20 protein-coding genes are annotated in these 17711 nt (G+C 54.6%); 6 read left to right on the top strand and 14 right to left on the bottom strand.

The window, feature by feature from the left end; genetic code table 11:
* Positions 1–188 precede the first annotated feature (188 nt).
* The 9 genes from AB6731_RS19550 to AB6731_RS19510 all read right to left on the bottom strand — a co-directional run bounded on the left by AB6731_RS19550 (position 189) and on the right by AB6731_RS19510 (position 9435).
* Positions 189–1373, bottom strand: coding sequence for an MFS transporter (locus AB6731_RS19550; protein WP_014171322.1), 1185 nt, complete (start codon positions 1371–1373; stop codon positions 189–191).
* Between the two features lie 149 nt (positions 1374–1522).
* A complete protein-coding gene (gene proX / locus AB6731_RS19545) occupies positions 1523–2521 on the bottom strand; it encodes a glycine betaine/L-proline ABC transporter substrate-binding protein ProX (RefSeq protein ID WP_025203399.1) in 999 nt (332 codons plus the stop codon).
* A 9-nt stretch (positions 2522–2530) separates the two neighbouring features.
* Entirely contained in the window at positions 2531–3595 is a 1065-nt protein-coding gene (gene proW, locus AB6731_RS19540) for a glycine betaine/L-proline ABC transporter permease ProW (protein ID WP_014171320.1), read from the bottom strand.
* Positions 3588–4790: a glycine betaine/L-proline ABC transporter ATP-binding protein ProV gene (gene proV, locus AB6731_RS19535; protein ID WP_020883862.1), complete on the bottom strand. Its 1203-nt coding sequence runs from the start codon at positions 4788–4790 to the stop codon at positions 3588–3590. The genes proW and proV overlap by 8 nt, the downstream gene beginning before the upstream one ends.
* A 333-nt stretch (positions 4791–5123) precedes the next feature.
* Entirely contained in the window at positions 5124–6083 is a 960-nt protein-coding gene (nrdF, locus tag AB6731_RS19530; protein WP_020883863.1) for a class 1b ribonucleoside-diphosphate reductase subunit beta, read from the bottom strand.
* A 9-nt stretch (positions 6084–6092) separates the two neighbouring features.
* Entirely contained in the window at positions 6093–8237 is a 2145-nt protein-coding gene (gene nrdE, locus AB6731_RS19525) for a class 1b ribonucleoside-diphosphate reductase subunit alpha (RefSeq protein WP_193162638.1), read from the bottom strand.
* A complete protein-coding gene (nrdI, locus tag AB6731_RS19520) occupies positions 8210–8620 on the bottom strand; it encodes a class Ib ribonucleoside-diphosphate reductase assembly flavoprotein NrdI (protein ID WP_014171316.1) in 411 nt (136 codons plus the stop codon). The genes nrdE and nrdI overlap by 28 nt, the downstream gene beginning before the upstream one ends.
* Positions 8617–8856, bottom strand: coding sequence for a glutaredoxin-like protein NrdH (nrdH, locus tag AB6731_RS19515; RefSeq protein ID WP_020883865.1), 240 nt, complete (start codon positions 8854–8856; stop codon positions 8617–8619). Before nrdH ends, nrdI begins: the two co-directional genes overlap by 4 nt.
* Before the next feature lie 252 nt (positions 8857–9108).
* Complete coding sequence (locus tag AB6731_RS19510; RefSeq protein ID WP_014171314.1) at positions 9109–9435, bottom strand: DUF883 domain-containing protein; 327 nt, start codon at positions 9433–9435, stop codon at positions 9109–9111.
* A 160-nt stretch (positions 9436–9595) separates the two neighbouring features.
* Here AB6731_RS19510 and AB6731_RS19505 point away from each other — a divergent pair, with 160 nt between their 5' ends.
* On the top strand, positions 9596–9940 hold the full coding sequence (locus AB6731_RS19505) for a DUF2002 family protein (protein ID WP_006811693.1): 345 nt from the start codon (positions 9596–9598) through the stop codon (positions 9938–9940).
* Positions 9941–9972: 32 nt separating this feature from the next.
* Here AB6731_RS19505 and alaE read toward each other — a convergent pair whose 3' ends face one another.
* Positions 9973–10422: an L-alanine exporter AlaE gene (gene alaE, locus AB6731_RS19500; protein ID WP_020883866.1), complete on the bottom strand. Its 450-nt coding sequence runs from the start codon at positions 10420–10422 to the stop codon at positions 9973–9975.
* 493 nt (positions 10423–10915) lie between these two features.
* Between alaE and stpA the strand changes: the two genes are divergently transcribed.
* Complete coding sequence (stpA, locus tag AB6731_RS19495) at positions 10916–11320, top strand: DNA-binding protein StpA (RefSeq protein ID WP_020883867.1); 405 nt, start codon at positions 10916–10918, stop codon at positions 11318–11320.
* A 38-nt stretch (positions 11321–11358) separates the two neighbouring features.
* Here stpA and AB6731_RS19490 read toward each other — a convergent pair whose 3' ends face one another.
* The 3 genes from AB6731_RS19490 to AB6731_RS19480 form a co-directional block, all read right to left on the bottom strand.
* Complete coding sequence (locus AB6731_RS19490; protein ID WP_014171310.1) at positions 11359–11538, bottom strand: hypothetical protein; 180 nt, start codon at positions 11536–11538, stop codon at positions 11359–11361.
* A gap of 79 nt (positions 11539–11617) precedes the next feature.
* Complete coding sequence (locus AB6731_RS19485; protein ID WP_014171309.1) at positions 11618–12139, bottom strand: rhodanese family protein; 522 nt, start codon at positions 12137–12139, stop codon at positions 11618–11620.
* Positions 12140–12148: 9 nt separating this feature from the next.
* The gene (locus AB6731_RS19480; RefSeq protein WP_020883869.1) at positions 12149–12448 is read right to left on the bottom strand and encodes a helix-turn-helix transcriptional regulator; all 300 of its coding nucleotides are present in this window, start codon (positions 12446–12448) and stop codon (positions 12149–12151) included.
* A 179-nt stretch (positions 12449–12627) separates the two neighbouring features.
* Here AB6731_RS19480 and AB6731_RS19475 point away from each other — a divergent pair, with 179 nt between their 5' ends.
* The gene (locus AB6731_RS19475) at positions 12628–12786 is read left to right on the top strand and encodes a YqaE/Pmp3 family membrane protein (RefSeq protein ID WP_032678825.1); all 159 of its coding nucleotides are present in this window, start codon (positions 12628–12630) and stop codon (positions 12784–12786) included.
* On the opposite strand, the gene AB6731_RS19470 is transcribed toward AB6731_RS19475, so the two are convergent.
* The gene (locus AB6731_RS19470; RefSeq protein ID WP_371006684.1) at positions 12783–13712 is read right to left on the bottom strand and encodes a LysR substrate-binding domain-containing protein; all 930 of its coding nucleotides are present in this window, start codon (positions 13710–13712) and stop codon (positions 12783–12785) included. The two genes, AB6731_RS19475 and AB6731_RS19470, sit on opposite strands and share 4 nt — an antisense overlap.
* 320 nt (positions 13713–14032) lie before the next feature.
* On the opposite strand from AB6731_RS19470, the gene AB6731_RS19465 reads away from it, so the two are divergent.
* The 3 genes from AB6731_RS19465 (at position 14033) to AB6731_RS19455 (ending at position 17701) form a co-directional block, all read left to right on the top strand.
* Positions 14033–14638: an ankyrin repeat domain-containing protein gene (locus AB6731_RS19465; protein ID WP_371006683.1), complete on the top strand. Its 606-nt coding sequence runs from the start codon at positions 14033–14035 to the stop codon at positions 14636–14638.
* Positions 14639–14744: 106 nt separating this feature from the next.
* Complete coding sequence (gene fdrA, locus AB6731_RS19460) at positions 14745–16286, top strand: acyl-CoA synthetase FdrA (RefSeq protein WP_371006681.1); 1542 nt, start codon at positions 14745–14747, stop codon at positions 16284–16286.
* The gene (locus AB6731_RS19455; protein ID WP_032680426.1) at positions 16286–17701 is read left to right on the top strand and encodes a DUF1116 domain-containing protein; all 1416 of its coding nucleotides are present in this window, start codon (positions 16286–16288) and stop codon (positions 17699–17701) included. Before fdrA ends, AB6731_RS19455 begins: the two co-directional genes overlap by 1 nt.
* The last annotated feature ends 10 nt before the right edge of the window (positions 17702–17711 follow it).

Raw genomic sequence — 17711 nt, 5'->3', positions numbered from 1 at the left:
ACCCGGTGAGCACAGAGAGCGTTGGGAGTGAACCCGCGGAAGAGAGGATGTGAGGACGGGGGTCTGAACTATTCATGCCGGTAGAAAATATGTCACCCACATTAAAATTTCTGGGATAAATGATTACGTTTACATTAACAGACTGCAGGGCCCCTTTACACCCTAAGAGGCCCAAAGCAATGTAAAACTTAGTTAATTACGTCCTGGCGATGGTACCCACGCCACCATACTAGCAGATTCAGCGCGGCGACGATTGCCCCTATCCCACACACGCCTGACCAACCGGCATGCTGCCACGCCGAGGCTGAAATTAACGAACCCGCTGCGCCGCCAATAAAATAGCTGGTCATGTATCCGGCCGTGAGGCGGTTACGCGCCTCTGGCTTCACGCGGTAGATGACGGTCTGGTTAGTGATATGCACGCCCTGCACGGTGAGGTCGAGTACCAGAATACCGACGATCAGCGCCAGCACAGAGGTATGGCCATACCAGATGGCTGCCCAGGAGAGCAGGAGCAGAACCAGCCCGGCAGAGGTCGTCAGATGGGATTTGCCTTTATCCGCCAGTCCGCCCGCCGGACGCGCGCCCAGGGCTCCCGCAGCGCCCGCCAGACCAAACAGACCAATCACCGCTTCGGAATAATTGAACGGCGGTGCGGCCAGCAGAAACGCCATTGAGGTCCATAAGATGCTGAAGTTGGCGAAGGTCAAACAGCCCAGCAACGCACGCGTACGCAGCAGTTTATCGTGTGTGAAGAGGCTGAAAACGGAGGCGAGAAGCTGCGGATAATTAAGGTGATTTTCCTGCTTCACCTTTGGCAGCCCGCGCCACAGAGCAAGCGCCATCACGGCCATCAGTACGCTCGCCACCCAATACACGGTACGCCAGCCACCAAGACTCGCCAGCAGCCCGGCGACGGTCCGCGCCAGCAAAATCCCCAGCAACAGGCCGCTCATGATTGTTCCCACCACCTTGCCGCGCTTTTCCGGTGAGGCGAGAGTGGCGGCGAGCGGAACCAGAATCTGCGCCACGACGGAGAACAGACCCGTTAACGCGGTGCCGATAATCATCATCGTTAACGAGTGGCTGCTGGCAGTGATCAGCATCCCGCCTGCGGCCAGCAAGGTCATGGAGACAATCAGCATCCGACGTTCAAACATATCGCCCAGCGGCACGAGGAAAAGCAGCCCGGCGGCATAGCCAAGCTGCGCGGCGGTGACAATAAAGCCAGCTGAGCTGGCAGAAAGGTTAAATGCGCGGGCGATGGTATCGAGCAGTGGCTGCGCGTAGTAGTTACTGGCGACGGCCAGACCCGTTGCCACGGACATTAAAAGGATGAGTGCCGGGCTAAGCCCTTGAGTTGTTTTAGTCATCAGGTTCAGGAATCGTGAGTTAAGTGATTATTTTTCCGTGAACCATAATAGCGAATGATTGTGAATGTGGTGGGATTGTTACGTGCTGGATCGTGCGGTTTAGGGGAGTTAACCCTCTCCCGTGGGGAGAGGGCAGGTCTGAAGGGCTCTTATGACTTCTGCGCGTCCATCGCTTCTTTTACCCAGCCATCAAACTGCTGCTGGTGGGCTTTGATCCAGCCATCCACGTGGCCTTTGATGTCAGCTTCGGACGATTTCCCCGCGTGCATCATTGCGTTCTGGGCGTTGATGTCCGCCAGAGGCAGTTTCATCACCGAGAACAGCTTCGCTGCCGCCGGGTTTTTCTCAGCCCAGGTTTTGTTAGCAACGATATGCATCGTGTTTACCGGGAAGCCATAGTTCATGCCGTTTGGCAGTTTGGTGTCGATATCTTTCTGCTCGCCCGGCAGGGAAGAGAAGGGCACCTGCAGCCACACCACGTCTTTCCCCGGCTTCAGCACGTCGCTCACCCAGTACGGTGTCCAGGTGTAATAGATAACCGGTTTACCCTCTTTGAAGCGGGCAATGGTGTCGGCCATCATCGCCGAGTAGTTACCGTGGCTGACGTCGACCGTTTTCGCCAGGTCAAAGGCTTTGTTCTGGTGATTAATCACCGCCTCACAGCCCCAGCCCGGCGAGCAGCCCATCATGTCAGCTTTGCCGTCACCGTTGGTGTCGAACAGTTTGGCAATCTTCGGATCCTTCAGCTGCTCGATATTGGTGATGTGGTACTGGTCGGCTGTTTTCTTGTCGATCAGGTACCCCTGCGCCGCACCGGTCACGAAGGTGCCTTCACGGTAGAATTTTTTATCCCCGCCGGCGGCGGCATACATGTCGTCGTGCAGCGGCTGCCAGTTGACGGCGGTAAAGGTGGCATCACCGGAGGCAATCGAGGTGTAGCCCACGTTGTAATCCACTTCACTTGGGGTGTTGACCGTATAGCCCAGTTTTTCCAGCGCGCGGCTGACTAACAGCGTCTGGAAGGTCTCTTCTGAAATGGTGCTTTGCACCGGTTGCACGGTAATGCCTTTGCCCGGCAGGTCTGCTGCAAACGTGCTGGTGGAGACAAGGGTGGCAAACGCTGTGGCAAAAAGTACGCGATGTCGCATCGTTGTTCCTTATTTTCTGAATGGGCGGGTGATTAACCCGACAGGGCCGGTGCTATACCAGCGACGGTTGCCGCGACTGCGTGAATCACGACCGACAGCCTGCGTCAGGCGGTCAAGGATAATGGCGAGGATCACAATGCCGACGCCGCCCACGGTGGCCAGTCCCATATCAAGACGACCAATGCCGCGCAGCACCATCTGACCCAGTCCGCCGACGGCGATCATTGAGGCAATCACCACCATGGAGAGGGCCAGCATCAGCGTCTGGTTGACACCCGCCATGATGGTTGGCATCGCCAGTGGAAGCTGAACTTTAAACAGCATCTGGCGCGGGCTGGCACCAAATGAACGCGACGCCTCGATAAGATCGGCCGGTACCTGGTTAATCCCGAGTATCGTCAGACGAATGACCGGCGGCAGGGCGAAGATAATGGTCACCACGACGCCCGGCACGTTGCCGATACCAAACAGCATCACGATCGGCACCAGGTAGACAAACGCGGGGGTGGTCTGCATCGCATCCAGCAGCGGACGAATAATCTTCGCCGCCCGCGGACTGCGCGCCAGCCAGATCCCCATCGGCAGGCCGATAGCGACGCAGAAGAGCAGTGCGGTGAGCACCAGCGCTAAGGTGATCATTGCCTGTGACCAGGCGCCAATCGCGCCGATGGCAATCAGTGAGATCAGCGTGGCGACACCCATGCCGGCGCTGCCAAACTGCCAGGCAATCAGGGAGAAGAGCACAATAGCGACCGGCGCGGGCATGCCGAGCATCAGCTGCTGGAAACCGTTCAGGATGTAATCCACCGGTACGCGGATCCCCTGGAAGACCGGACGGAAGTGAGTCACTACCCAGTCGATCCCCTCCGTGACCCAGCTATCCAGCGGGATCAGCGTCTTATGAAACGGATCCATAATATTGAAGTGCTCTGGCGCAGGGGCCGGTGCACTGTTGAGCCAGTCCGCCGCGCCGCCATCGGTTGGCGCAGGCGTGGAAGATCCCCACGCATCGGCAGATTGAGCAGCGCTGTCCGCCGCCTCGGTGGTTCCCCACGGGTTAGATTGATCAGCCATTGTTTGTCCCCTCGCGATCTAAAGCCTGCAGCAACATGCGTTTTGAGATGATGCCGACGTACTGTTGTTCCTCACTGACTACCGGTACGGCACACGGGGCCTGACCAACGTGAGAGAGCAGCTCGCTGAGCGGCGTTTCGGCGTCCACGGCAAGTGGGGAGTCGATAACCGCCGCATCAATGCCCTGATTTTCGCTGAGCGCGGTTTTCAGGGAGTCGATGGAAACAATGCCAACAAATTTATTACCGCGTTCGATCAGATAACCGTATTCCCGATCTTCATCCTGCAACAGTTTCAGTGCAGAGCGCGGACCAAAGCCCGGTGTTTTGCGGATAAGACCGTTCGGTGAACGACGGGCGATATCTTTCGCACTAAAGACCTGACTAATATCCACGCCGCGGAAGAAGGTGCGCACATAATCATTGGCCGGATTATTCAGAATTTCATCCGGCGTGCCGACCTGCACCACTTCACCATTTTGCATAATGGCAATACGGTCACCAATACGCATGGCTTCATCAAGATCGTGGGAAATAAAAACAATAGTACGTTGATGTTTAGCCTGTAATTTTACCAGTTCATCCTGCATCTCGGTGCGAATTAATGGATCGAGTGCCGAGAAGGCTTCATCCATTAATAAAATGTCTGGGTTAATGGCTAATGCGCGGGCTAATCCGACACGCTGGCGCATCCCGCCGGAAAGCTCATCCGGGTAGGCATGCGCATAATTCTCGAGGCCCACCTGACGTAATGCATCCAGCGCTTTTTCCTGACGTTCATTAGCGGTAACGCCCGCTAATTCCATGCCAAAGGCGGCATTATCCAGCACCGTCATATGCGGCATCAGCGCGAATGACTGGAACACCATTGCAATCTTCTTTCTGCGCACCTCGCGAAGTTCAGCCTCTGATATTCTGGCGATATCAACGCCATCTATCAGCACCTGTCCACGGGTGGGTTCAATCAGGCGATTGAGAAGGCGAACCATAGTGGATTTACCCGAACCGGATAACCCCATGATGACAAAAATCTCGCCTTCTTCAATGGCCAGACTGGCGTCTTTAACGCCAAGCGACAGCCCGGTTTTTTCCAGAATTTGCTCTTTTGAAAGGCCTTTCTCAATATATTTGAATGCGCGCTGAGGATGCTCGCCAAATACTTTATAAAGATTTTTCACTTCTAATTTAATTGCCATGCAATAGAGAGTGTCCTGTTATTTGTTTATGTCGATATCATTACCATGGTAAATAGTTAACTGGCATTACCCTAACATACTGAGAATCTGAGACAACCCTGGGTTTGCTTATGGCAGGAATTTTACCGTAAGCGAAACGGCTGAATTTCCCATGAGTAAAGGGCTGAGCGTGGTTAGAATTTTTCTGAATTTTTTGCTTTTGCGCAGCGAAATTTCGCCTGAATCGGAGTGATTCAGGCGAATATGAACGGGGAATTACAGTGTAGTTGCCCGTGAAATATTAGGGAGGAAATTGTTAGATTTATATTAAATTAATGAATGTTAACCCGATCATTAAAAATCCCAGTCCTCATCTTCGGTCTCCACCGCTTTACCCATCACATACGACGAACCAGACCCGGAGAAGAAATCGTGGTTTTCATCGGCGTTGGGTGACAGTGCCGCCAGGATCGCCGGGTTTACGTCGGCCATTTCCGGTGGGAAAAGCGCTTCGTAGCCGAGATTCATCAGCGCTTTGTTGGCGTTGTAGCAAAGAAACGCTTTTACCTCCTCCTCCCAACCGGTACCGGCGTACAATTCTTCGGTATAACTCAGTTCGTTCTCGTACAAATCCATCAGCAAATCGAGGGCAAAACCTTTTAACGCTTCGCGCTTTTCTTCGCTGACGTTCTCCAGCCCTTTCTGATATTTATAGCCGATGTAGTACCCGTGTACGGCTTCATCACGAATGATGAGGCGAATTAAATCGGCGGTGTTGGTCAGCTTGCCGCGGCTCGACCAGTACATCGGTAACCAGAAGCCAGAATAGAACAGGAAGGATTCCAGAAACACGCTGGCAATTTTCTTCTTCAGCGGTTCGTCGGCCTGATAATACTCCAGCACCAGGCTGGCCTTTCGCTGCAATGACTCGCTTTCTTCGCTCCAGGTGTATGCCGCGTCCACATCTTTGGTCTGGCACAGCGTCGAAAAAATCGAGCTGTAGGAGCGGGCATGGACCGCCTCCATAAAGCTGATGTTCGACATCACCGCCTCTTCGTGAGGCGTCAGCGCGTCGGCCATCAGCGCAGGGGCACCGACGGTATTTTGAATGGTGTCCAGCAGCGTCAGACCGGTGAACACACGGATCGTCAGCTGCTGTTCGGCGTGGCTGAGGGTTTGCCAGGCCGGAATATCGTTTGAAAGCGGGACTTTTTCCGGCAGCCAGAAGTTGCTGGTCAGGCGGTTCCACACCTCCAGGTCTTTATCATCCTGAATTTTATTCCAGTTAACGGCACTCACGCGTGACAGTTTCATCCTTTCTCCTTACAGCGCGCAGGACACGCAGCCTTCAATTTCGGTACCTTCCAGTGCACGCTGGCGCAGGCGAATGTAGTAGAGGGTTTTGATCCCTCTCTTCCAGGCGTAAATCTGCGCCCGGTTGATGTCGCGCGTGGTGGCGGTGTCCGGGAAGAAGAGCGTCAGCGACAGCCCCTGATCCACGTGTTTTGTCGCCTCGGCGTAGGTATCAATAATTTTCTCAGGGCCAATCTCATACGCGTCCTGATACAGGGCCAGATTGTCGTTGGTCATAAACGGGGCAGGGTAGTAAACGCGCCCGGTCTTACCTTCCTTGCGGATCTCAATCTTCGACACAATCGGGTGGATACTCGACGTGGCGTGGTTAATGTAAGAGATTGACCCGGTTGGCGGTACGGCCTGCAGATTCTGGTTATAGATGCCGTAACGCATCACATCGTCCCGCAGCTGCTGCCACATCTCGCGGGTAGGCATGAGAACACCGGCATCGGCAAACAGCTGGCGCACTTTGTCGGTTTTCGGCTGCCAGTCCCCTTCCAGATATGGCCTGAAGTACTCACCGCTGGCGTAACGCGACTGTTCAAAGCCCGCAAAGCGCTGGTTACGCTCGCGCGCCAGCATCATTGAGGTATGCAGCGCATGCCAGGTAATGGTGTAAAAATAGAGGTTGGTGAAATCCAGTCCTTCCGGGCTACCGTAGGCGATACCTTCCCGCGCCAGATAGCCGTGGAGGTTCATCTGCCCAAGGCCGATGGCGTGCGAGGCGGCATTACCGGCTTCAATGGACGGCACGCTGCGGATGTGGCTCATGTCTGACACCGCGGTCAGCCCGCGAATGGCGGTCTCCACCGTGCGGCCAAAATCGGGGGAATCCATGGTGTGGGCAATATTCAGCGACCCGAGGTTACAGGAGATGTCTTTGCCGATGTCGGCGTAGTCCAGGTTTTCGTCATACGTAGATGCGCTGTTCACCTGCAATATCTCGGAGCAGAGGTTGCTCATATTGATTCGCCCGGCAATCGGGTTCGCACGGTTGACCGTATCTTCATACATGATGTACGGATAGCCGGACTCAAACTGAATTTCGGCCAGCGTCTGGAAGAAATCGCGGGCGTTAATGTACTTCTTACGAATGCGATCGTCGGCCACCAGATCGTGATACAGGGCGCTTATCGCCACATCACCAAACGCTTTCCCGTAAATACGCTCAATGTCGTATGGCGAGAAGAGCGCCATCTCGGCATTTTCTTTGGCGAGCGCAAAGGTGATATCCGGAATCACCACCCCAAGCGACAGGGTCTTAATGCGGATTTTTTCATCGGCGTTTTCACGTTTGGTATCCAGGAAGCGCAGGATATCCGGATGGTGCGCGTGCAGATAGACAGCCCCCGCGCCCTGACGCGCCCCCAGCTGGTTGGCATACGAGAAAGCATCTTCCAGCATTTTCATGACCGGAATCACGCCGGAGGACTGGTTTTCGATGCGCTTAATTGGCGCACCGGCTTCACGCAGGTTCGACAGCAGAAACGCCACACCGCCGCCGCGTTTAGAGAGCTGCAGCGCCGAATTCACCGCGCGACCAATCGACTCCATATTGTCTTCGATGCGCAGCAGGAAGCAGGAGACCAGCTCGCCGCGTTGGGCTTTTCCGCAATTGAGAAAGGTCGGTGTGGCGGGCTGGAAACGGCCGGAGAGCATCTCATCCATCAGGCGTTCTGCCAGCGTTTCATCGCCCTGCGCGAGCGTCAGGGCAACCATCACCACGCGGTCCTCGAAGCTTTCAAGATAGCGTTTGCCGTCGAACGTTTTCAGGGTATAGCTGGTGTAAAACTTCCATGCGCCAAGAAACGTCTGGAAACGAAAACCGCGGCTATGGGCCTGCCCGAACAGCGTCTCCACAAAGGCACGATCGTACCGGGCCAGCACGCGCTCTTCGTAATAGCCTTCCTTGACCAGATAATCGAGACGTTCATTCTGGCTTGTAAAGGTCATGCTGTTGGGGCGGACGTGGGTGGCGATAAACGCCTCCACCGCCTCATGATCTTTGCCAAACTGAATATGCCCCTCACGGTCATAGAGGTTCAGCATCGCGTTTAATGCGTGGTAATCCGGTGTCGCCTGAATTACACGTTCTGCGGTTGTCGTTGCCAAAATTCGTTCACTCCTTTACGCACGTTCTCTACGTCCTGCTGTGTCCCCATCAGTTCAAAACGATAGAGATACGGCACGCCGCATTTTTGAGAAATGACATCACCGGCACGGCCAAAGGCATCGCCGAAATTGCGATTGCCCGCCGCGATAACGCCGCGAATAAGCTGTCGGTTGTGGGGATCGTTGAGAAAGCGGATCACCTGGCGAGGCACGGCCCCCGCGGTGCCACCTCCACCATAGCTCGGGACCACCAGAATGTAGGGGTCGTCTACCCGGATCCGTTCCCGCTCGTTAAGCGGGATACGTATCGCAGGCAGCCCGACGCGCTCAATAAAGCGGAGCGTGTTTTCCGAGCTGCTGGAGAAGTAGACCAGCCCACTCATGCCCTGGCGGCCTGGGCGGCGAGGCGGTTAATCATGTCGGGGCGAAAGCCGGACCAGCTGGTCTCCCCGGCGACGACGACCGGCAGCTGGCGAAAACCTTGCGCCCGCAGGGTATCGGCAGCTTCGGGCTGCAGGTCAATGTTCACCATCTCAAAGGCCACTCCACGGCTTTCCATTGCACGTTTTGTCGCGTGGCACTGAACACAATCGTTACGAGTGTAAATAATAATGCTCATGATTCGTATTTCCATTTAAAATGAGAGAGCGGCGCGAGTCATCGCGTCAGGTTGTGTGTATCTTGCTAAAGGGAATACTAGATGTAGTTGTCGTAAGATTCAACCATACAAGATATGGGAATTTCAGATTAATATGGCCCCAATGATGAGCACAGCGGGGCAGGGCGGGCTGTACGGCTTTTTCAGGCGCGCAGGCAAAGAAAAGCCCCGGGGGCTGACGTGACCGGGGCGGATACGGACAGGCTGAGACGACTATTTGCGCAGGCTAAGCAGCGCCCCCACGAAGATACCCACCGCGGCTACCGTACCAAGCGTACAGAGGGGTTTTTCGCGAACGAAGGTATTGGCGCAGCTGATGGCATCGCAGGCAGCCTGCGTGGTGCGCGAACGCCCATTCATGCGGGCGCGGGTTTCACGTAGCAAAGACTGAGCCTTACGTTTTGCGGCATCCGCTTCGTCCTTCGCACCGGAACCCCAGGATTTCAGCACTTCTTCCAGCGAGTCCGCTAATTGGCTGACATCGTTACGAATATCCTGCGTGTCGTCGTTAATATCGTTTCGGTTCGGTCTGTTAAACATACGATCCTCCGTAATTTTGCGTTCCCGTTTAGTTTAGTCCAGAAATTTAATATCTGAAGCGCGTCACGCGTTATCTGGCAGTTTATGGAATATTCTGAAAGCCCTGCTAATGCTGAATACTGTAAGGTTGCCGGGCAGGAAAAGATAACGAGGAAAAGATATGTATTTACGACCTGATGAGGTGGCGCGCGTTCTTGAAAAAGAGGGATTCACCATGGATGAGGTGACATCAAAAGCGTATGGATATCGCCGTGGCGAGAATTATGTTTACGTTAATCGTGAAGCAAGAATGGGACGTACCGCTCTCATTATTCACCCGACGCTGAAAGACAGAAGTTTGTCATTTGCTGAGCCTGCCTCGGATATTAAAACCTGCGATCATTATCAGCAATTCCCACTGTATTTAGGTGGTGAAACGCATGAACATTATGGTATTCCGCATGGCTTCAGTTCGCGTATGGCGCTGGAGCGGTTTTTGAAGGGACTGTTTGGCGACGTACAGTAAATCTGCGACTGGCATTCGCCAGTCGCCTCACATCATGCTTTGGCCTGGCTGTACTGGCTGACCTTAAACAGGCGGCGACAGTAGTCGAGAAAATAGCCATACACCGCACCCATCAGCATTGAAATCACGATATTTGAACTGACCGCTGCGACGATTTGATGCCAGTCTGCGCCCACTGTCAGCAGAATAGCCACATAAACCGGCGACTGGAACGTCACGTATGCCAAAACGTCGGCGAGGTTTTTCACCCACCCTGACGGGCTAATACGACGCGCAAAGCGCATGACCGCATCGCGGTATAATCCGTAAGGCCACGCAATAATAATGTTGACCGGAATTGCCACCAGACGAGAAGAAAGTGACTGCTCAAAGGACATTCCGGAGAGGAAAATTTCGATCAGCATGTTCACGACGGAACAGTAAACAACCATCGCGAAGGTATCCGCTACCGCATGGCGCAGGCGAGATTGCGGTGAGAACATGTCTGAACTCCTTGAGAAGAACACAATAGAAACGATTTTCCCTCAGCGGTTAGTGCTTTAGGTTGGTTTGTCAGTCGTGTATAGCGTATATCTCTGCCTTTGAACTAACAACTAGTTATTAATTTTTATTTAGTCGCGTTTTGTCCACAAAATTCTCTAAAATTGCGTGTTTTTTGTTCGGTTCGTTATAATCTGTCCCTGCCGTCAGTTTTTGTATGTAAATCAATCTGTTGATCTTGAGCGTGCCGAAGCGAATGTTCTGCCCGAACGACGACAGTGCGGTATGCTTTGATTTGGATTAAATCTAACCGTTTATACTGAGATAAAGATTGAATCCGGCGGTATCGACAGTTATCCGCCGATATTATTAAACGCGATATTTTAAAACATTTACATTTTTAGCAAGACGTGCCCGCGGGTAGATATTCCAGGCGAAATGAATTATTCTCTTGTCGATTTTTCGATTTACCCTAAAGAAAAGGTTTTCAAATATATGTCTTTGACGTTACAGAATCTTAATAATATCCGAACTCTGCGTGCGATGGCGCGTGAATTATCCCTGGACGTTCTTGAAGAAATGCTGGAAAAAGTCAGGGTCGTTGCTGAAGAGAAACGGAGTGAGCTGGCGGAATTAGAGCAACAACGCGCTGAGCAGCAGGAAAAAATTAATGCCCTGCTGGAACTGATGAAAGCTGATGGTATTTCACCGTCCGATCTCCTCGGTTCAGATATGGCGCAGGCCGGTAAGCCAGCGAAAAAACGTAAACCGCGTGAAGCGAAATATCGCTTTATTGATCTCAACGGTGAAGAGAAAACATGGACCGGTCAGGGGCGTACGCCAAAGCCTATTGCCAATGCACTGGCAAACGGTAAATCACTGGATGATTTTCTGATTTAATCCATGAGCCGGGCGGAGGACTCCGCCCGGTTGCCTGTTTAGCAGACGCCGAAATCACCCTCTTCGGTATACAGGGCCAGGTCTGCGGCCTTCAGGGTAAATTTCTCGCCTTGCTCATTGCTGGCCTGAACTGCCACAACGCTATCGCCGTTCACTTCGAGTACTTTCAGTTTTGGGCCGCCTTTACGCGGTTGCACATAATCACCGACAGAAAACATACTACCTCCTCATCGTTTCAATGATCTTCACCTTAGCCCACGTCTGATGCCGGGTACAGCGTATTTCACCGATTACTGCTTACGAGGTACGCCGGTTCCAGGGCATCACTTTCAGCAGTCTCGCCATTCCGCAAAACCCGGTCAGACCGGCAAACAGCAGCCCGGCACCCACAAAGCCGCTCAGCAGGAAAAAGCCGCTGGAGAGCGTAAAGCCCAGCACGACCCCGCACAGGGTGAGCAGCCCGGCGGCAATTTGCACCTGACGCATCAACGGCAGCGGCTGTGATGTGTCTTCCTGCGTGATCAACCCGGCCTGCTTCCACCCCTGAATTCCGCCTTCAACGATAAATGCCTGAGCAGGCGCGGCAGCCTGAGCAAGGCGGGCTGCGTTCGAGGATGTCCGGGCGCCAGACTGGCAGTGAAAAATCACCGTTTCGCCCGCGTGCGTCTCAAGCCCGCCGGGTAAGGTGTCCAGCGGCACGGACCGGGCGGCGGGAATATGCTCGCGGGCATATTCGTCGGGATCGCGAATATCGATCAGTTTTGCACCTTCAGCAACGAGCGCATTGGCCTGCTGGGGGGAAATGAGCGGTAGTGACATGGTGGCTCCTTACGGGCAATAGAGGCTTTTCAGGGTGCTGATCAGCTGATGCACCGCATCGTTTTTAATGAAATACAGAATGCGCTGCGCTTCACGGGTGCTGTCGATAAGCCCCTCTTCACGCATACGCGCCAGATGTTGTGACGTGGCGGATGGGCTAAGCCCCGTCGCCCGCGCCAAATCGCCCGCGCTGGTACCCGGTGTACCGCACAGCATGCAGAGGATCAGCAACCGACGCGGATTGCTCATCGCTTTTAACAGGGCTGCGGCCTGTCCGGCGCTGGCCTGAAGTTGTTCGAGTTCAGTCATATTAGTTTAGTCTTTACTTAATTAAGAAAACTCTAAACTAATGGGGAGGATTAAGCCAGTGTCAAAAGCGTAAAAGAGGGTAAAAGGGCGATAAAGAGATGGCGCAGGCCGTTAAACTGGCTACGCTTAGAGAATGTTCTCTTTTGTATTTTCAATTGGTTAGCTTGCACGGAGTCGTTATGGGTTTTTGGCGTATTGTCTTTACTATTATCCTGCCACCGCTGGGCGTGCTGCTCGGCAAAGGGTTTGGCTGGGCGTTTATCATTAACATCGTTCTGACCTTACTGGGCTACATCCCTGGTCTTATTCACGCGTTTTGGGTGCAAAGCAAAAACTAAGCGCGCCACAGTAGATCGCTGTATATCCCGGTCAGCACGCCCTGTGGACCAAACTGCTGTTTGATCCAGCGCGTGACCTGGCCGGTCGCCGCATGCTGCGTGGCAAGCAGCATGCGTGAATCCTGACGCGGATTATTAATTCGCCGCGTGACCAGCAGCCCGTCCTCCACCGCCTCGCGGGCCATATACTCCGGTAAAAAACCAATCCCGTCCCCAAGGATCTGACACTGGCATTTGGTGTTGAAGTCGGGCACCAGAATCGCCTCCTGGCCTTGCAGCAGCCAGCCGACCTTCTTGTTTATAGTGTGCGCCGTGTCTTCCACCATGATGTTGGGGTACAGACGCAGTTGGCTTTCGGCTATCGGCTCCGGCACGAAGGCCAGCGGGTGTTCCGGCGCGATGGCGAATACCCAACGGATGGCACCGATCTCGGTGTAATCAATGCCGCCGCCGTCGAGCAGCGTGTCCGGTGCGCCAATCGCGATATTGGCCTGGTTGTTGATAATGGAGTCCCAGACGCCGTTGTAGACCTCGGTCGTGACGGTGATCTGGCAGGTAGGAAACTGTTTTTTCAGCACCTGCAGCAGCCGCGCCGTATGGCGTGGGGTGTACAAAAGCTGGTTGATGCAGATGCGGACCCGCGCCTCAATGCCCTGCGAAATGGTGTCTATCCCGCGCTTGATGGCATGAAAATCATTCAGCAGGTCGGTCGCTTTACGGTAAAAGTAAAACCCCGACTCGGTCAGCTCAATGCTGCGCGTATTGCGTACAAACAGCACCACATCCAGCCCGGTCTCCATTCGCTTGATGGTGTAACTGATGGCAGAGGTGGTTACGCCAAGCTCGGTGGCGGCTTTGCTGAAGCTGCCAAAGCGTGCCGCCGTGGTGAAGGCCAGCAGGTTCTCTTCAGTAAAGATGGAATTCATATTACGGCTCCTGTTAGCCATCAGTTTTGAACATATTTTAACAGCGCTGTTACAACGCATATGACGGCGGTCACAGTTCTGATTATTCGCGTCGAGCCGCGTCATGTCAGGCTTCATCAGGCATAAGCAGAATGCTGTCTGAGGCGAATAAAAGCGCTAAAACATAAGTAAAAGATTGCACGGCCGCACATTTTGGCTGAATTGTTGAATTTAATTCAATAATGAATTGACTGTCGATGAATGATTTTTAAGCGGATTCTTTTCTCACCGGGCTGTTGCTATTCTCAGGTCATGAGCAATACATCATGGGGAGTCTGAATATGTCTGCGAACGAACTCGTTACTGAATTTTTGCTGGCGGCAGAGCAGGGCAATATTGACGGGCTAAAAGCCTGCCTTGAAAAAGGTGTCGATATTAATGCCACTCAACGCCAGAAAAGAACGGCCGTTATTATTGCCAGCCTGAAAAAACATTATGACTGCGTGGCATTTTTAATTGCCGCCGGAGCAGATATTGATCAACAGGATCAGACCTGTTTTAACCCCTTCCTGATTAGCTGCCTGACAAATGATTTAACCCTGCTGCGGATAGTCTTACCCGCCAATCCGGATCTTGATCGCCTGACCCGCTTCGGTGGCGTCGGCATTACGCCTGCCAGCGAGAAAGGGCACGTTGAGATTGTACGCGAGCTGCTGGAGAAAACTGATATTAACGTCAACCACACCAACTTCGTGGGCTGGACGCCGCTGCTGGAAGCGATTGTCCTCAACGATGGCGGCGCGAAACAGCGGGAAATTGTAAAGCTGTTACTGGATAACGGCGCAAATCCGCACATGACCGATAAATACGGCAAAACCCCGCTCGAACTGGCGCGGGAAAAAGGCTACCACCAGATAGCAGACCTGCTACTGGCTGCAGGCGCGTAATTCCTTCGGCCAGCCTTTTCCGGCTGGTCGCTCATTCAGACAGTATTTTACCGACGTGCCTACAGCACGACGGCGGCCCCCTTTTATCCTCATTCAGGAGAAAATAATGCCCACCAAAATCGTCATAAAAAAGAATACTTATTTTGACTCGGTGTCATTGATGTCGGTTTCCACCAGGGCCAATAAATTGCCGGGCGTTGAGCAGGCTTTTGTGGCTATGGCGACAGAAATGAACAAAGGCGTATTAAAAAATCTCGGGCTATTAACGCCGGAATTAGCGGATGCCAAAAACGGCGACTTAATGATCGTGATTAAAGGCGAGGCGGCGAATGACGAAACGCTGGCAGCCATCGAAGCGCTTTTCACCCGCAAGGAGAGCGGCGGGAGCCATGAAGCACGTTATGCCACCCTTGCCAGTGCGAAAACCCATCGCCCTGAGAGCAACCTGGCGGTGATTTCGGTAAACGGCACGTTTGCCGCCCGCGAAGCACGTCAGGCGCTGGAAAACGATCTCAACGTCATGCTCTTCTCCGACAACGTCAGCCTTGATGATGAACTGGCGCTGAAGCAGCTGGCACACCAGAAAGGGCTGCTGATGATGGGGCCGGACTGCGGCACGGCCATTATCAACGGTACCGGGCTGTGCTTCGCCAATGCGGTGCGCCGCGGACCGATCGGTATTATCGGGGCGTCCGGGACCGGCAGCCAGGAGCTGAGCGTGCGGATCCATGAATTCGGCGGCGGCGTGTCGCAGCTGATTGGCACCGGCGGGCGCGATCTGAGCGAAAAGATAGGTGGCCTGATGATGCTGGATGCCATCGCGATGCTGGACGCTGACGACGCCACCCAGGTGATTACCCTCATCTCTAAACCGCCTGCGCCGTCGGTGGCAGAAAAAGTGCTGGCCCGCGCCCGCACCTGCCGCAAACCGGTGGTGGTCTGTTTCCTCGGTCGTCATCAGCCGCCGGCTGATGAAGGCAACCTGCAGTTCGCCCATGGCACCAAAGAGGCGGCGCTGAAGGCCGTGCTGTTAACGGGGGTGAAAAAAGAGTCTCTCGACCTGCATCCGCTGAACTGGCCACTGATCGAAGAGGTGCGTGCCCGGCTGACACCCCAGCAGAAATACATCCGCGGCCTGTTCTGCGGCGGCACCCTTTGCGATGAGGCCATGTTCGCCGCGCTGGAAAAGTTCGACGACGTCTACAGCAACATTCAACCCGATCCGGCGAAACGGCTGGACGATATCAACGTCAGTAAAGCCCACACCTTCCTTGATTTTGGCGATGACGATTTCACCCACGGCAAACCGCACCCGATGATCGATCCGACCAACCGCATCAGCCGCCTGTTGCAGGAGGCGCGTGACCCCGAGGTGGGGGTGATCGTGATGGACTTTGTTCTGGGCTTTGGCGCGCACGAGGATCCGGTCGGCGTGATGCTTGAGGCCATAAAAGAGGCGCAGGCGACGGCGAAAGCCGATAACCGTCCGCTGGCAATTCTCGGCTATGTGCTCGGAACCGACCAGGACTCACCGTCCCTGGCACAGCAGTGTCAGCTTCTGACCGAGGCAGGGGTGATCTGGGCGAGCAGCAGCACCAACACCGGATTACTGGCACGTGAATTTGTCTTTAAAGGGGAGACTGCCTGATGACGACCTTATTTAACCAGCCGTTGAACGTGATTAACGTCGGTATCGCGCTGTTCAGTGCGGATCTCAAAAAGCAGCATATCCCCGTGACCCAGCTCGACTGGACGCCGCCGGGGCAGGGGAATTTGCAGGTTGTAGAGGCGCTGGATCAGCTGGCCCTTGCGCCACTGGCTGACAAAATCGCCGCCGCCAATAAGATTGCCCTTGAGCGCATTATCCAGTCCCATCCGGTGCTGGTGGGCTACGACCAGGCGATCAACGTTGTGCCGGGCATGACCCGTACCACCATTCTGCACGCCGGTCCGCCCGTCAGCTGGGAAAACATGTGTGGCGCAATGAAAGGGGCCGTGACCGGGGCGCTGGTGTTTGAAGGGCTGGCACGCGATATCGACGACGCGGAGCGCGTGGCGGCGTCAGGGGCGATCACCTTCTCGCCCTGTCACGAGCATGACTGCGTAGGCTCAATGGCGGGCGTCACTTCGGCATCGATGTTTATGCACATCGTTGAGAACAAAACCTACGGCAACCGGGCGTTCACTAACCTTAGCGAGCAGATGGCGAAGATCCTGCGCATGGGCGCCAACGACCAGAGCGTTATTGACCGCCTGAACTGGATGCGTGACGTGCTCGGCCCGATGCTGCGCGATGCCATGAAAATCATTGGTGAAATCGACCTGCGCCTGATGCTGGCCCAGGCGCTGCACATGGGCGACGAGTGTCATAACCGCAACAACGCCGGCACCACGCTGCTGATCCAGGCGTTGACGCCCGGGCTGATTCAGGCCGGGTATCCGGTGGCACAGCAGCGTGAGGTGTTTGAGTTCGTCGCCAGCAGCGATTACTTCTCCGGCCCGACGTGGATGGCGATGTGTAAAGCCGCCATGGATGCCGCACACGGTATTGAGTACAGCACCGTGGTCACCACCATGGCGCGTAACGGCTACGAGTTCGGCCTGCGCATCTCCGGGCTGCCGGGGCAGTGGTTCACCGGCCCGGCGCAGCAGGTGATAGGGCCCATGTTCGCGGGCTACAGGCCGGAAGACTCCGGGCTGGATATTGGCGACAGCGCCATTACCGAAACCTACGGTATCGGTGGTTTTGCGATGGCCACAGCCCCGGCGATTGTGGCACTGGTGGGTGGCACGGTGGATGAAGCCATCGATTTCTCCCGTCAGATGCGCGAGATCACCCTCGGCGAAAACCCGAACGTCACCATTCCGCTGCTCTCGTTTATGGGCATTCCAACCGCCATCGACATCACAAAAGTCGCGGGCAGCGGCATTCTGCCGGTCATCAACACCGCCATTGCGCACAAAGACGCAGGCATTGGCATGATTGGGGCGGGCATCGTTCACCCGCCGTTTAGCTGTTTTGAAAAGGCGCTGTTGACCTTCCGCGATCGCTACTTTTTATAAGGCATGCATC

Source organism: Enterobacter sp. RCC_40 (genome assembly GCF_041360735.1).
Lineage (GTDB): Bacteria > Pseudomonadota > Gammaproteobacteria > Enterobacterales > Enterobacteriaceae > Enterobacter > Enterobacter ludwigii.
Note: the sequence above shows the minus strand (reverse complement) of the source record. Positions and strands in the feature narration are given on the sequence as shown.